Annotated in this window: 12 protein-coding genes and 2 tRNA genes; 3 read left to right on the top strand and 11 right to left on the bottom strand. The window is 72.9% G+C overall.

Features of this window, described 5'->3' with window-relative positions:
- From NOD94_RS36920 to NOD94_RS36955, 8 genes are all read right to left on the bottom strand, one after another.
- A partial coding sequence (locus tag NOD94_RS36920) for a glycosyltransferase family 39 protein (protein ID WP_281210618.1) occupies positions 1 to 1,502 on the bottom strand: 1,502 nt, incomplete at its 3' end.
- A 71-nt stretch (positions 1,503 to 1,573) separates the two neighbouring features.
- On the bottom strand, positions 1,574 to 2,908 hold the full coding sequence (locus tag NOD94_RS36925; protein WP_281210608.1) for a bifunctional glycosyltransferase family 2/GtrA family protein: 1,335 nt from the start codon (positions 2,906 to 2,908) through the stop codon (positions 1,574 to 1,576).
- 25 nt (positions 2,909 to 2,933) lie between these two features.
- On the bottom strand, positions 2,934 to 4,499 hold the full coding sequence (locus tag NOD94_RS36930) for a HAMP domain-containing sensor histidine kinase (protein WP_281210619.1): 1,566 nt from the start codon (positions 4,497 to 4,499) through the stop codon (positions 2,934 to 2,936).
- A 17-nt stretch (positions 4,500 to 4,516) separates the two neighbouring features.
- Complete coding sequence (locus NOD94_RS36935; protein ID WP_281210609.1) at positions 4,517 to 5,284, bottom strand: response regulator transcription factor; 768 nt, start codon at positions 5,282 to 5,284, stop codon at positions 4,517 to 4,519.
- A 159-nt stretch (positions 5,285 to 5,443) separates the two neighbouring features.
- Entirely contained in the window at positions 5,444 to 6,334 is an 891-nt protein-coding gene (locus NOD94_RS36940) for an amidohydrolase family protein (protein ID WP_281210610.1), read from the bottom strand.
- Positions 6,318 to 6,656, bottom strand: coding sequence for an antibiotic biosynthesis monooxygenase (locus NOD94_RS36945; protein WP_281210611.1), 339 nt, complete (start codon positions 6,654 to 6,656; stop codon positions 6,318 to 6,320). The genes NOD94_RS36940 and NOD94_RS36945 overlap by 17 nt, the downstream gene beginning before the upstream one ends.
- A 154-nt stretch (positions 6,657 to 6,810) precedes the next feature.
- Complete coding sequence (locus tag NOD94_RS36950) at positions 6,811 to 7,692, bottom strand: DUF2797 domain-containing protein (RefSeq protein ID WP_281210612.1); 882 nt, start codon at positions 7,690 to 7,692, stop codon at positions 6,811 to 6,813.
- On the bottom strand, positions 7,689 to 8,123 hold the full coding sequence (locus tag NOD94_RS36955) for an Lrp/AsnC family transcriptional regulator (protein ID WP_281210613.1): 435 nt from the start codon (positions 8,121 to 8,123) through the stop codon (positions 7,689 to 7,691). Before NOD94_RS36955 ends, NOD94_RS36950 begins: the two co-directional genes overlap by 4 nt.
- A gap of 107 nt (positions 8,124 to 8,230) precedes the next feature.
- On the opposite strand from NOD94_RS36955, the gene NOD94_RS36960 reads away from it, so the two are divergent.
- Positions 8,231 to 9,145: an SMP-30/gluconolactonase/LRE family protein gene (locus NOD94_RS36960; protein ID WP_281210614.1), complete on the top strand. Its 915-nt coding sequence runs from the start codon at positions 8,231 to 8,233 to the stop codon at positions 9,143 to 9,145.
- Positions 9,146 to 9,244: 99 nt separating this feature from the next.
- Here NOD94_RS36960 and NOD94_RS36965 read toward each other — a convergent pair whose 3' ends face one another.
- The 3 genes from NOD94_RS36965 to NOD94_RS36975 all read right to left on the bottom strand — a co-directional run bounded on the left by NOD94_RS36965 (position 9,245) and on the right by NOD94_RS36975 (position 10,149).
- Complete coding sequence (locus NOD94_RS36965) at positions 9,245 to 9,610, bottom strand: PH domain-containing protein (protein WP_281210615.1); 366 nt, start codon at positions 9,608 to 9,610, stop codon at positions 9,245 to 9,247.
- Between the two features lie 112 nt (positions 9,611 to 9,722).
- Positions 9,723 to 9,795 (bottom strand) — tRNA-Arg (locus NOD94_RS36970).
- 263 nt (positions 9,796 to 10,058) lie between these two features.
- Positions 10,059 to 10,149 (bottom strand) — tRNA-Ser (locus NOD94_RS36975).
- Positions 10,150 to 10,533: 384 nt separating this feature from the next.
- On the opposite strand from NOD94_RS36975, the gene NOD94_RS36980 reads away from it, so the two are divergent.
- Together NOD94_RS36980 and NOD94_RS36985 are read left to right on the top strand one after the other, a co-directional pair.
- Positions 10,534 to 10,974: an SSI family serine proteinase inhibitor gene (locus tag NOD94_RS36980; protein ID WP_281210616.1), complete on the top strand. Its 441-nt coding sequence runs from the start codon at positions 10,534 to 10,536 to the stop codon at positions 10,972 to 10,974.
- 119 nt (positions 10,975 to 11,093) lie between these two features.
- Positions 11,094 to 12,834, top strand: a 1,741-nt coding sequence (locus NOD94_RS36985) for a PAS domain-containing protein (RefSeq protein WP_281210617.1), incomplete at its 3' end; no start/stop codon positions are given.

Genomic DNA, 12,834 nt, shown 5'->3' on the forward strand with positions numbered 1-12,834 from the left:
GGGGCCTCGCCGCCGGGGCCGGGGCCCTGCCGCATTCCGCCGGGGCCGCCCCGGCCGCCCGCCACGGCCGGACCGGCCGTCACGATGGAGCCCGTGTGGCCGGCGCTCACCGTGGTCAGGCAGTACGCGAGCGGGCCCGCCAGCGCGGCCGCCAGCCCCAGTGCGGCCGTCGCCCGCAGCAGCCGGCGGTCGAGGCGGCCGGCGAGGGCCAGCGCCACCGCGGCGAGCCCGCCCGCCACCAGGACCGTCCAGCGCAGCCACGGCAGGTACCCGTCGGACCGGCCGAGCAGGACGAACGACCAGTAAGCGGTCAGCGCGAGGGTCCCGGAGAGCGTGAACGCGGCGGCCCGGGAACCCCGCTCCTCCCACAGCAGGGCCACGCCCATCCCGGTCAGGGCGGCCGCGAACGGCGCCAACGCGACGGTGTAGTACTCGTGGAAGATGCCCTGCATCCAGCTGAAGACCACGGCCGTGATCAGCAGGCAGCCGCCCCAGGCGAGGAAGGCCGCGCGGGCCATGCCCTCCAGGGAATCGGTGGCCCGACGTGCCCGCCAGGTGATCACCAAACCGGCGACCAGCAGGATCAGGGCGGCGGGCAGCAGCCAGGAGATCTGCCCTCCCACATTGGCGGAGAAAAGCCGGTCGATGCCGGTCTCACCCCAGCCGCCACCTCCGCCGCCTCCGCCCGGACGGCCTCCGCCACCGCCGACGCTGCCGGTCTCGTTCCCGTTGATCCGGCCCAGGCCGTTGTAGCCGAGGGTCAGTTCCAGGAAGGAGTTGTTCTGGGAGCCCCCGATGTACGGCCGGGAGGCCGCGGGCCACAGCTCCACCACGGCGACCCACCAGCCGCCCGCCACCACCGCGGCCGCCCCCGCCAACAGGAGCTGACCCAGACGCCGGCGCAGCCGCGTCGGCGCGCAGACCGCGTACAGCAGGGCGAGGGGCGGCAGGATGACGAAGGCCTGGAGGGTCTTGGTGAGGAAGGCGAAGCCGACGGCGACACCGGCCCAGAGGAGCCAGCGGGTGTGTGCCCCCTCCAGGGCGCGCAGTACGCAGTACACGGTGACGGTCAGCAGGAGGGTGAGCAGCGCGTCCGGGTTGTTGAAGCGGAACATGAGCGCGGCGACCGGCGTGAGCGCGAAGGCGCTGCCGCTGAGGAGGGCCGCGGCGGGCCCGAACTGGCGGCGTACGGAGGCGTACAGAACCGCGGTGGTGCCCACGCCCATCAGGGCCTGTGGGACGAGGATCTGCCAGGAGCCGAGTCCGAAGAGCCGTACGGACAGCGCCATGGGCCACAGGGCGGCCGGGGGCTTGTCGACGGTGATGGAGTTCCCGGCGTCGGAGGAGCCGAAGAAGAAGGCCTTCCAGCTCTCCGAACCGGCCTGGACGGCCGCGGAGTAGAAGGAGTTGGCGTAGCCGGAAGAGCCCAGGTTCCACAGGAGCAACAGGGCCGTGCACAGGAGCAGGGCGGCGTACGCGGGGCGTTCCCAGCGCGGCCGCACGGCCGCCGTCGGGACGGTGACGGGTGCGGGTTCGGGTGCGGCTGGTGGGAAGAGCGGCGGTGCGGCCGTGGTCACGGGCCCTCCTGGGTCGTCGGTACGGCGGTGGGGTCCGTCCGGGGCGTGGGGTGGATCGAGGTCGTGGCGTGCATCGGGGTCGTGGGCCGCGCGGCCCGGTCGGGGAAGACCCAGGCCCGCAGGAGCAGGAAGCGGAGCACCGTGGCGGCGAGGTTCGCGGTGATCAGGACGGCCAGCTCGGTGCCGTGCGACGGCTCGGCGGTGGCCGCCCCGAGCGCGGCCAGCGAACCGCTGGTCAGGGCCAGCCCGATGCCGAACACGACGAGCCCCTGGGCCTGGTGGCGGATCGCCCGGGCCCGACCTCGTACGCCGAAGGTGAGCCGCCGGTTGGCGGCGGTGTTGGCGACGGCGCAGAGCAGCAGGGCGGTCGCGTTGGCGCCCTGCGGTCCGGCCGCCCCCCGCAGGGCGGAGTAGAGCAGCAGGTAGAGGAGGGTGCTCAGGGCCCCGACGGCGCAGAAGCCCAGGAGCTGGCGGGCCAGCCCCCGGGGGACTCCGGGCAGGGCGGTCCGGTCGCGGGGGTCGTCCCCGAAGGGTCGGGCGAGCCGGTCGAGGGGGAGCGCTCCGACGGCCAGGGCCCGGCCCACCCGCCACATCCCCTTGAGGTCCTCGGCGGCGGTGCGCGCGATGTGGACCGTGGAGTCGGGGTCGTCGACCCAGTCCACGGGAACCTCGTGGATGCGCAGGCCGGCCCGCTCGGCGAGCACCAGCAGTTCGGTGTCGAAGAACCAGCCGGAATCCTCCACCAGGGGCAGCAGTCGCTCGGCGACCTCGGCGCGGATGGCCTTGAAGCCGCACTGGGCGTCGCTGAACCGGGCGGCGAGCGACGAACGCAACAGCAGGTTGTAGGCCCGCGAGACGAACTCCCGCTTCGCGCCCCGCACCACCCGCGAGGACCGGGCGAGCCGGGTGCCGATCGCGAGGTCGGAGTGGCCGGAGATCAGCGGGGCGACCAGCGGCAGGAGGGCGTTCAGGTCGGTGGAGAGGTCCACGTCCATGTACGCGAGGACGGGCGCCTCCGACCGGGACCAGACGGTGCGCAGGGCCCGGCCGCGGCCCTTCTGCTCCAGCCGGGTGCTGCGTACCTCCGCGCACCCGGCGGCGAGGGCGGCCGCGACCTCCGGGGTGCGGTCGGTGCTGGCGTTGTCGGCGATGGTGATGCGGAAGGGGTAGGGGAAGGTGCGCGTGAGGTGGGCGTGCAGCCGGCGGACGCAGGGGCCGAGGTCCTTCTCCTCGTTGAAGACCGGGATCACCACGTCGAGCACGGGCACACCGGGCAGGGGCGCGAGGGGCGTCCGTGCCGGAAGGGCCCCGGGAGAGGCGTCGGTTGACATGGGACGACCCTCGCGGGGCGGCCTGTCACCGCTGTGTGCTGAGCCTGTGCCCCGTCTGTGAGTCCGCGCGGTTGCCGAGGTCCGCGGCGGGGGCGAGCGGCAGGTGCACCTCGAAGGAGGTCATGCCGGGTGCGCTGCGCACGTCGACCCGTCCGCCGTGCGCCGAGACGACGGCGTGGACGATGGCGAGCCCGAGGCCGGTGGATCCGGCCGCCCGCGACCTGGAGGCGTCTCCCCTGGCGAACCGTTCGAAGACGTGGGGCAGCAGCTCGGGCGGGATGCCGGGCCCGTCGTCCTCGACCCGTAGCCGGACGGTGGATGTTTCACGTGAAACACGGGCGGTGACCGTCGTGCCGGGCGGGGTGTGGGTGCGGGCGTTGGCCAGCAGGTTCACCAGGACCTGCTGGATCCTGGCCGGGTCGGCGCGTACGGGTACCGGCTCGTCGGGGAGATCGAGCCGCCAGTGGTGCCCCGGTCCGGCGGCCCGGGCATCGCTGACGGCGTCCACGACGAGCGGCGCGAGGTCGGCGTCGGTGGCGTCGCCGGACAGCGGGCGGCCGGCGTCGAGCCGGGCCAGGAGCAGGAGGTCCTCGACGAGTCCCGTCATCCGGGTGGCCTCGGATTCGATCCGGTCCAGGGCGTGCCGGGTGTCGGGACCGGGCTCCTCCCGTCCCCGGCGGGTGAGTTCGGCGTATCCCCGGATGGAGGCGAGCGGGGTGCGCAGCTCGTGGCTGGCGTCCGCGACGAACTGCCGGACCCGCGTCTCGCTCTCCTGGCGGGCGGTGAGCGCGGAGGAGACGTGGCCCAACATCCGGTTCAGTGCGGCGCCGACCTGGCCCACCTCGGTACGGGGATCGGCCTCGGCGTCGGGGACCCGTTCGTGCAGGGCGGGTTCCCCGCTGTGCAGGGGAAGTTCGGAGACCCGGGTGGCGGTGGCGGCGACGCGGCGCAGCGGCCGCAGGGCGACCCCGACCAGGGCCTGTCCGGCGAGGGAGGCCGCGATCAGCCCGGCCAGGGTGACGGAGACTTCGACTCCGATCAGGGTGTGCACCGTACGGTCGACGTCGCGGAGCGGGATCGCGAGGACCAGGCTCCCGCCGGGCGCGGTCTGCGCCCGGTAGCCCCCGAGGCCGGGCAGCTCCAGTTCCACGGGGCCTCCGCCGCCCCGCGCGGCCTTGCGCGCGACCCCGGCCAGGGCCTCGGTCTGGGCCTCGTCGAGGGCGCGCAGGTGGTCGGGCGCCGATCCGTCGGCGGGGGTGCTGCGGGCGGTACCGAGGACCTTGCCGGTGGGGTCGAGGCGGATCCCGGCGGTGTTCTGGGGATTGCCCGGGGCCAGGACGAAGCCGAGGGCGTTGTCGCGGGCCGCCTTGCCCGCGCCGGGGCCCCGGACCGCGATGCCCAGGGAGACGTTCAGCTGCTCGTCGAGCCGGTCGACCAGGTAGGAGCGCAGCGCGAGGGTGGTGACGGTGCCGATGGCCGCGCCGACGACCGCGATCAGCGCCACCGCCGAAACCACCAGCCGGGTCCGCAGGGACCACGGCCGGCGGGTGGCGCGGCGGGCGGGACGGGGGGTCGAGCGGCGGGCCGGCAGGGGAAGGCGTACGGGCACTATTCGGCCGGCTTGATCAGGTAGCCCGCGCCGCGCCGGGTGTGGATCATCGGGGGCAGGCCGGTGCCCGCCTCCAGCTTGCGGCGCAGGTAGGAGATGTAGAGCTCGACCACGTTGGCCTGGCCGCCGAAGTCGTAGGACCAGACGCGGTCCAGGATCTGCGCCTTGCTGAGCACGCGGCGCGGGTTGCGCATGAGGTAGCGCAGCAGCTCGAACTCGGTGGCGGTCAGGTGGACCTCCTGGCCGCCCCGGACCACCTCGTGGCTGTCCTCGTCGAGCCGCAGGTCACCGACGGACAGGACGGAGCCGCCGCGTGCGGCCTGCGCCGCGCCGGAGCGCCGGACCAGGCCGCGCAGCCGGGCCACGACCTCCTCCAGGCTGAACGGCTTGGTGACGTAGTCGTCGCCGCCGGCCGTCAGGCCCGCGATCCGGTCCTCGACCGAGTCCCTGGCCGTCAGGAACAGCACCGGCACCTGCGGGATCTCCCGGCGCAGTCGGCCGAGCACCGCCAGGCCGTCCATGTCCGGGAGCATGATGTCCAGCACGACCACGTCCGGCCGGAACTCCCGCGCCGCCCGCACGGCGCCCGCCCCGTCGCCCGCGCTGCGGACCTCGCAGCCCTCGTAGCGCAGGGCCATGGACAGCAGCTCGGAGAGGGAGGCCTCGTCGTCGACGACGAGGACCCGGCAGGGTCCCCCGTCGGGACGCACGAGGGCCGTCGGGTTGCCGGTGGACGTGGACGCGTGGGAGGTGGTCGTCGCAGTCATGGGTTCACGCTGGCCGCCGCCTCTGAGAGCGTTCTTGCCCCTTCCTGTGAATCTCCTGAGAATCGCCGGCGGGGCCCGGCGGGGTACCAGCGCCGGATCCCGGGCCCGGATCGCGGGGCCGGATCGCGGGGCCGGATCGCGGGGCCGGATCGCGGGGCCTCAGCCGTCGAGGCGGAACAGCCGGGCGCCGTTGTCGTGGCAGACGGCCCGCAGCCAGTCGTCGCCCAGCCCGAGGCGTTCCAGGGCCTCCAGCTGGTGCTCGTAGGGATAGGGGATGTTCGGGAAGTCGGTGCCGAGCAGGATGCGGTCGCCGAGGTCCGCGAGCCGCCCGAGGTCCCCGGGCGGGAAGCCGCTGAACTGCTCGGAGAAGTCGGTGAAGGCCATGGTGGTGTCGAGGCGGACCTCCGGGTACCGGTCGGCGAGGTCCAGGAAGTCCGCGTACTCGGGCATTCCCATGTGCGCGACGACCAGGGGAAGCCGGGGGTGGCGGGCCAGGAGCCGGGCGATCGGCTCGGGGCCGGTGTGCTTGCCCGGGACGGGGCCCGAACCGCAGTGGATCACGATGGGGGTCCCTGCCTCGGCCAGCAGCCCCCAGACCGGTTCGAGCCGGTCGTCGTTCGGGTCGTAGCCGCCGACCTGGAGGTGCGCCTTGAAGGCGCGGGCCCCGGCATCGAGTGCCTGGCGCACGTACGCGGCGACGCCCTCCTCCGGGAAGAAGGTCGCGGTGTGCAGGCAGTCGGGGGTGCGGGCGGCGAAGCCGACGGCCCAGGCGTTGAGCCAGGCGGCCATCCCGGGCTTGTGCGGGTAGAGCATCGCGGTGAAGGCCCGGACGCCGAACTCCCGCAACAGGGCGATGCGCTGCTCCTCCTCGTGCCGGTAGGTGATGGGCCATTCGACCCCGGTCAGCGGGCCGGCCGCGTCGAAGTACTCCCACACCTTGTCAAGGACCCGCTCGGGCATGAAGTGGGTGTGGACGTCGACCAGTCCCGGCAGCCCGAGCCGCTCCCGGAAGACCCGGACCGCCCGGACCGTCTCAGCCGTTGCGGGCAAAGCCGTGGCTCCGTTCGACCGTCGCGACGTGCAGGGTGTAGCTGTCGTACCAGTGGGCGCGACCCTGTTCCATGGCCGCCCGGTGCTCCAGGTCCTCTCTCCAGACGGTGAGGGACTCGTGGTCGCGGAAGTAGGCGACGGTGATGCCGAGGCCGCCGGGGGTGCGCGCGGACTCGTACCCGAGGAAGCCGGGGTTCTCCGCGACGATCTCGTTCATCCGGGCGTTGGTCTCGGGGTATCCGCTCTCGTCGGGGGTGCGGACATTGCTGAAAACGGCCATGACGTAAGGCGGTTCGAACGCCGGCACGGGCTGGATGCTCATGCCCACCACCCTCGGCGGACGGCTCCGGCGTGTCCACCGCAATCGGCCCCGGAGGGCCAAAGGGATCCAAGTTTTGACCTTGGCCGTCGCGGGCGGGCGGGCGGCGCCGTCGGACGGGTCGGCGTCCGCCGCACCCGGGGTCGTCCACGAACGGTCAGAACAGTCCGTCCTGCTCGGTCTCCGGAGCCGGCGGGGCGATCTCCGCGAGGAGCACGTCGGTCACGGCCTCCACCGCCGCGGGGACGGCGACCAGTTCCCAACCGGCCAGCAGCCGCCCGTCCAGCACGAGCCCGTCGGCGAAGTGCAGGTCCGGTCCGGCCGCGCCGACCGGGACGCCCGCCACGGTCCCGCCCGGCACCAACTCCGTGACCACCCGGGCCGGGACGGGCAGCCCGGCCAACCCGAACGGCACGGCGTGGTCGGTGACGTCGCAGGGCAGCCGTTCCAGGGAATCCGGCCAGCCGGGCAGGGCGACGGACCGGGCGTGCAGCTCGGCGACCTCACGGGCCCGCTCGGACTCGGGGGGCAGCAGGCCCCGCAGGACGCGCTTGCGGGCGTAGGCGATCCGGTCCGGCACCCCGAGGGCGGCACGCAGCAGCTCCTCGGTGCGGCGCGCGGCCATCAGCGGGCCCCGCCCCAGCCAGGTCCACGTCACCGCGCCCTGCTCCAGGAGCCTGGCCGGGCCGCGTTCCTCGGCGGTGATGCCGACCTTGACCGTGTCCGGGCCGAACCACGCCAGGTAGACCCGGTAGGGACGCGGGTCGGCGGCGTTGGTGTCGGCGGCCACCGAGAAGGACCGGTCCAGGCGGGCGCACTCCGGGCACTGGGCGTTCCCGATGCGGCCCGGGACCGCCTGGCCGGTGGGGCAGGGGGTGCGCCTGCCGGCCCGCCGCACGCCCAGGCAACGCCGCTCGCCCAGGGCGGTGAAGGCCAGCCGCTGCCCGAGGGCGAGCGGGCTGTCGCGGTCCGCGCGGCCTGTCCAGCCGATGGCGGGGCGGCCGTCCGACCATCGGATCCCGGTGCACCTCCAGGTCACAGCGGGAGCGGCCGTTCGAAGAAGGTGTCGAGGACGACGGTGGCGTGAGTGCCGCTGACCCCGTCGATCGCGTACAGCCGGCGCAGTACGTCCTGCAGCTGCTCGGTGGAGGCGGTGCGGACCTTGACCAGCACGGAGGCGCTGCCCGCGATGACGTGGGCCTCCTGGATCTCCGGGATCGCCTCGAACGCGGGCCCGGACTCGCCCATCCAGGAACGGGAATCGACCATCACGTAGGCGAGCACCCCGCTGCCCACGGCGGCCGGGTCGACGTCGACGGTGGTCCGCCGGATGACGCCGCGCTCGCGGAGCTTGCGCACCCGTTCGTGGGTCGCCCCGGCCGAGAGCCCGACGGCGGCGCCGAGGGCTGCGTACGACTGACCCGCGTCCTGCTGGAGACACAGGACGAGCGCCCGGTCGATGTCGTCCACGCGATCTTCCTCTCATGAGCCGGCAGCTCTTGCGGAAACGGTACCTGATCCTGCAATCTCACCATCACACCGAACACAGTTCGGTGAACTGGACCACAGGGGGAAGAATGTCAGCCATAGCCGACCTCGATCTGTACGAGATCCTGGACGAACGTTTCCGTACCGGCCGCTGCGCCAACGGCGACGTCCGCCTGGAGCGGCTGTACGACGACTGCCGCTGGGCCGAGGGGCCCCTGTACCTGCCGGCCTGGCGCCAGCTGGTGTGGAGCGACATCCCGAACGACCGGATGCTGCGCTGGGACGAGGCCACGGGCGCCGTCTCGGTGTTCCGCTCCCCGGCGGGCCACTCCAACGGCAACACCCTCGACCGGGAGGGCCGCCTGATCACCTGTGAGCAGGGCAACCGCCGCGTCACCCGGACCGAACACGACGGGCGGATCACGGTCATCGCCGACCGCTGGAACGGCAAGCGGCTCAACAGTCCGAACGACGCGGTGGTCCGCTCGGACGGCTCCGTCTGGTTCTCCGACCCCGACTTCGGCATCACCAGTGACTACGAGGGCCACCGGGCGCCGAGCGAGATCGGCGCCTGCAACCTCTACCGCGCCGACCCGGCCACCGGTGAGGTCCGGCTCGTCGCGGACGACTTCCTCGGCCCGAACGGGCTGGTCTTCTCCCCGGACGAGAGCGCGCTGTACGCCGCCGACACCCGCGCCGGCCACATCCGCGCCTTCAATGTCGACGCGGACGGCACCCTGAGCGGTGACCGCGTCTTCACGACCTGCCCCAGGGTCGACAACATCCGCTTCGACGACGAGGGCCGACTGTGGGCGGCCGCCATCGATTCGGGCGTGCACTGCTACGCGGCGGACGGCGACCTCATCGGCCGCCTGCGCGTCCCCGAACCCGTCTCCAACATCGCTTTCGGCGGCCCGAAGAACAACCGCGTCTTCATCACCGCCACCACCTCGCTCTACTCGCTGGTGATGTCCGTGACCGGCCTGCCGCGCGTCCGGACGTGACCACCGACCGACCGGGGCCGTGTTTCACGTGAAACACGGCCCGGCGTCGAGGCCGGCCCCGGCGTCGACCACGGGGGCCGGCGCCGACACCGGGTCCTCCTATCGGGCGACGAACTGGGTCAGGATCGCCTGCACCTCGTAGATGTCGACGCCCTTGGTGAAGGTCTTCTCGATCGGCGCCGGGGCACCCGATATCCAGATCTTCAGCTCTGCGTCGAGATCGAAGTGACCGGCCGTCTCCACGGAGAAGTGCGTGATGCTCCGGTAGGGGATCGAGTGGTACTCCACCTTCTTCCCCGTGAGCCCCTGCTTGTCCACGAGCACCAGCCGCCGGTCGGTGAACAGGATCGTGTCCCGGATCAGCAAGAAGGCGGCGTGCACCTGCTCACCGTGCCCCAGCAGCCGGGCGTAGTCCCGCTGCGCCGAAACCGGATCGACGGTGTGCGCGTTCCCGAACAGACCCATGGGTCCCCCCCCTCGAAGGATCGAAACGATCAACAGTCCTTCGAAGGCTAGCGACGGCGATGTCAAGGCAACGCAAAAGGCCCCCCGGCGAACCGGGGGGCCTTTTCGGCTGTGCACTCGGCAGGATTCGAACCTGCAACCTTCTGATCCGTAGTCAGATGCTCTATCCGTTAAGCTACGAGTGCTTGGGCTTCCCGGGGTTTTGCGCCCCGTTGGCCTTGCGAGAACAACAATACATGGACCTCGGCGGGACGCGAAATCCATTAGCTCCACCCCTTCTGACCTGCGAAAAAGCCTCAGAAGAAGATCGTCCGGCCATTCCCGGGGCAGTCCGGCGCGCCCTCGCGCGGGCCTTCCCTCGCAGGGCCGGCCGGTGTCGAACCGCCCGAGTCAACACCCCGGAACGCACCGAAGCCCCGGTCCGTGAGGACCGGGGCTTCGTCAGGTGCGGAGGCGGAGGGATTTGAACCCTCGATGGGGGGTAAGCCCCAAACCGCATTAGCAGTGCGGCGCCATAGACCGGACTAGGCGACGCCTCCAGCACACCCCCGCGTACGAAGGTGCGTGCAGATGATGACACAGCCGTAGGGCCGCTCACCAATCCGCTCCCACGGTACAAGCAGCCGGGGCCACAGGGCAAAGCCTTAAGCCCTTCCCCTCGAAAGCCGCGTGGCGCCGGAGTGCCGTGCGGGGCGAACCGTCGTCCCCGGGGCGCCCCGCCGCGCGGACGACCCTCCGCCCTTTCGAGTCCGGTCCCCGGGAACGCACGGGAACGGTGTCGGACCCGGAACTCCCCCCGGCCCGGGCGGTCACGGCACACACGTGCGGCACACGTACGGCACACATCCCCGAGCCCGTACGCAACATCGGGGCCGGCGCGTCGTTGGTGGGACGTACGACGTACGGACGACCTGGAGTGCCCCATGCTGCGTCTCGCCGCCTTCGCCGTCACCTCAGCCCTGGCCGCAGCGGTCGCCGGCCCACTGCCGCCGCTGCCGTCCCTGCCGGTGGCACGGCTGCTGTCCGCCCCCGAACCCGACCACCTCACCATCGCCGTTTCCGAGACCGGCAACCGGTTCCTCGACGGCGAGTACCGGTTGGAGTGCGACCCCGTCGCCGGCAACCACCCCGAGGCGAAGAAGGCCTGCGCGCGCCTCGACGAGCTCGCCCGGCAGGGCAAGAACCCCTTCGCGCCCGAGCCGAAGCGGCAGATCTGCACCTTCCAGGACGGGGGTCCCGCGACCGCCCGCGTCACCGGTACGTGGCGCGGCGAGAAGGTGGACAGCACCTTCCGCCGGCAGAACGGATGCGACATCGCCCGGTGGAACAACCTGGAACCTGTGCTTCCGAGTGCGCGTTCCTGACCTGGGAGGATGCGCGGGATGCACGGTTTCCCCCGTACATCCGCCACCTCGCCGCGGGGCCGTGCCCTTAGACTCCTCCCGTGACATGCCGGTAGTCGTGGTCAGGGAGGAAGCTCGTCGTGAGCAGCAGGCCATCCCGAGGCGCTGCTCGCCTCGCAGCAATACTCGACGCGCTCCCGGACGCGTTGTTGCTCGTCAACGCCAACGGCACGGTCGTCAACGCGAATTCGATCGCCCTCGCGGTCATGGAGAGCCCCGGCACGGGGCTCGTCGGACGCGGTGTACTGGACCTGCTGCCGGAGTTCGACTCCAAGCTGATCCCCGGTTCGATGCGCCGGCCCGGCGACGACGAAGAGGGCCGCTCCAAGCCCAAGCGGATGACCGCGCGTCGTACCGACGGCTCCGAGTTCCCCGTCGAGGTCACCAGCGCCCACCTCGACGGCCGGGACGCCTACCGCGAGCCCCAGCCCGCCTACACCGGTGACGAGCTGCTGATGCTCGTCGTGCGCGACCTCTCCGAAACCGTGGACACCGAGGCCGAGCTGGCCCGCTCGCAGCGGCAGACCGAGATGATCCTGCGGGCCGCCGCCGAAGGCGTCGTGGGTACCGACACCGACGGCCGGGTCGTCCTGGTGAATCCCGCCGCCGCGCAGATCCTCGGCTACCGCGCCACCGACCTCGGCAACCGCGAGCTGCACGGACTGGTCCAGCACTCGCGCGCCGACGGCTCGCCCTTCCCCTTCGACGAGTCCCCCCTCGCCGACACCCTGCGCAGCGGTCGCAAGCACCGGGTCCGCGGGCAGGTGCTCTGGAACAAGTCCGGACAGCCCGTCGCCGTCGACCTGACGACCTCGCCCGTACGGGACGGGGAGCTGCTCGTCGGCGCCGTCATGACGTTCACCGACCGGCGGGCCTACGACGCCCTCGCGGCGCGGCACGCCCAGTTGCTGGCCGTCCTCGGCGAGTCGCTGCGCGGCCCCCTCGACGAGCTGCGCGGGGAACTGGCCACCCTGGCCGCCGACGACGCGGGCCAGCTGTGGCCCGAGGCGAACCAACTCCTGCACCACCTGGCCGCCGGGTACTCGCGGATGACCGCGCTGGTGGACAACGTGCTCGCCTTCCAGCGGCTCGACGCGGGCGCCGAGAAGCTCAAGAAGAAGAACGTCCTGATCAACACGGTCGTCTCGGCCGGCATCGACGGCGCGGTCGAACTGATCGGCCCCGGCCGGGTGCAGTTCGCCGTGCACGCCCCGACCATCGAGGCCGAGGTGGACGCGGAACGCATCGCGACCGCCCTCGCGCACCTGGTGGCCGACGTCGCCGGGGTGGACGCCACCGGCAAGACCGCCCAGGGCAGCGGGTACGGGGACTCGACGATCGTGGTCGCCGCCGCCCAGCGCGGCGAGGTCGTACGGATCGAGGTGCGCGGCCCCCACGAGGGCGGCACCCCCGTGCACGAGCCGGTCGTCCGGGGCATCGTCGCCGCGCACGGCGGGGTCCTGCAGACGGTGGAGGTGCCGGGCGCGCCCGGCGGGGCGTACGTGCTGGAACTGCCGTTGGGCTCGGGCGCGGGGACCGTGACGCTGCCGGATCCCCCCGAGGAGCCCGCGGCGCCCGAGGGCGGCCAGGGCGCCGGGGCCACGTCCGGTGGCAACGGCCCCGGTGGGCGCCGGGCGCGGCGCGGAGTGGACGCCTTCCTGGAGGACGGTGCCGACGAGGCGAAGGCCGCCGGGGCCCGTGAGGGCGGGGGCGCGCTCGCGCTGCCGTCCGGGCGGCGCCGGGCGGACGGCAGCCCCGTCGACTCCGGTCCCGCCGAGCTCGCGCAGTCCCCGGTGAACCCCGCCGGGCTCGGTACCGGGC

Origin of the sequence: Streptomyces sp. Isolate_45 (genome assembly GCF_024721315.2) — a bacterium.
Taxonomy (GTDB): domain Bacteria; phylum Actinomycetota; class Actinomycetes; order Streptomycetales; family Streptomycetaceae; genus Streptomyces.

Coding starts and splice junctions, on each gene's coding strand:
- NOD94_RS36945 (WP_281210611.1), bottom strand. CDS start 6,656: ATGAGCATCCAGCCCGTGCCGGCGTTCGAACCGCCTTACGTCATGGCC.
- NOD94_RS36935 (WP_281210609.1), bottom strand. CDS start 5,284: ATGACTGCGACGACCACCTCCCACGCGTCCACGTCCACCGGCAACCCG.
- NOD94_RS36965 (WP_281210615.1), bottom strand. CDS start 9,610: ATGGGTCTGTTCGGGAACGCGCACACCGTCGATCCGGTTTCGGCGCAG.
- NOD94_RS36980 (WP_281210616.1), top strand. CDS start 10,534: ATGCTGCGTCTCGCCGCCTTCGCCGTCACCTCAGCCCTGGCCGCAGCG.
- NOD94_RS36925 (WP_281210608.1), bottom strand. CDS start 2,908: ATGTCAACCGACGCCTCTCCCGGGGCCCTTCCGGCACGGACGCCCCTC.
- NOD94_RS36960 (WP_281210614.1), top strand. CDS start 8,231: ATGTCAGCCATAGCCGACCTCGATCTGTACGAGATCCTGGACGAACGT.